The sequence below is a fragment of the Synechococcus sp. R55.7 genome, assembly GCF_047461955.1.
Classification (GTDB): Bacteria; Cyanobacteriota; Cyanobacteriia; order Thermostichales; family Thermostichaceae; genus Thermostichus.
Map to the genome: position 1 here is coordinate 1 of NZ_JANSIC010000362.1, position 1198 is coordinate 1198.

Sequence of the window (1198 nt, forward strand, 5' to 3'; positions counted from 1 at the left end):
CCCCTCAGCTTGTTTGTGCTGCGCTTGGCCAACCTCGGTTCTCTGGCACAAGAGCTGGAAGCCGACAGTCGGGCTGATCTGCTCAAGCTGTTTAGAGAGCGCCTGGCCAATAACCTGCGCGATGGAGACGACCTGTTTTGCTACGACGAGGGGCAGTTTATCATTCTGCTGCCGGGGAGCACCTTGGCTGCTGCGCAAATGGCTGCCGAACGCTGCTGCCAGCGAATGATTCAGGATCCCTTTGTGGTGAATGGACGGGCGCTGCCGGTACAGCTCCAGTTTGGAGCGGCCAGCCTCATGGACAGCGATGATCCCAAGGGGGTGGCTCTGTTGCGTCGGGCTGCCCAGGCTATGCGAGATAGCAGGAATGTGCACAGCTCGGTGGTGACTGCTCCCCATCCCATCCCAGTTTCCGACCGCGTCAGCGGAACGGAGTCCTCAGAGCTGCTGAAACGCCTGCAGCGTCTGGAAAAAGAAAACGCCGAACTGCGCCGAGAGCTGGAGACTCGCCTCAGGCAGATTGAGGATCTCCGCCAACACCATCAAGAGCTGAGTCGAAAGATGCAGGCTCCTGCACCGGAGTCAACCACAGCGGGATCCCTGGCCCGCAGACCCTTGCGCTTGCGGCGGCGAAAACTCCGGCAGCTTTGTCTGAAGCGTCAACTGAGCCGTAGAAGACCGCGCCTGGCCTTGGGGCGGCTGAGCAGGTAGTGATGGGCTGAGCGAACGGGAGAGACGGAAGGGAGGTGCAAAAGGCTATGATGGGCATTCTTCAGGGTCAAGTGGCCGGATCTGGGATCTGGAGACCAGCAGGAAGATGGTTCCTAAACAACATTGAGCTCATCTTGACGGCGGTAGGAATAGGGGTGATTCTGCTAAGTGGTTTTGTGGCCAGCCGCAGCGCTTTTTCGCTAGAAACGGCAACGGCGGTCAGCGCCACTTTGGTGGGGGTTATCCACGGGATCCTCTTTTGGCTGTTGCGACGGCGGCAGAGACAGGTGAGGCGGGAGGCAATCGGGCAAATTCGGGAAATGCTAGAAGATTTGGGCAAAAACCGCCTGCAAACCATCAAGATGAGCTTGTACATGGTGCAGGCGCGTCAACCGGAACAGGAAGAGCGAACCCGACAAAGCTTTGACCGCGTTTATCAGATCCTGGCGGAGATGAGCACCTTGATCGACCACATTTCGGAAGAATC

General features: G+C 58.3%; 2 protein-coding genes. Both read left to right on the plus strand.

Going from position 1 to position 1198, the window contains the following annotated elements:
- Positions 1 to 711: GGDEF domain-containing protein (locus NW820_RS12490; protein ID WP_414407655.1), on the plus strand; the 711-nt coding region annotated here is incomplete at its 5' end.
- Positions 712 to 866: 155 nt separating this feature from the next.
- A partial coding sequence (locus NW820_RS12495; protein WP_414407656.1) for a hypothetical protein occupies positions 867 to 1198 on the plus strand: 332 nt, incomplete at its 3' end.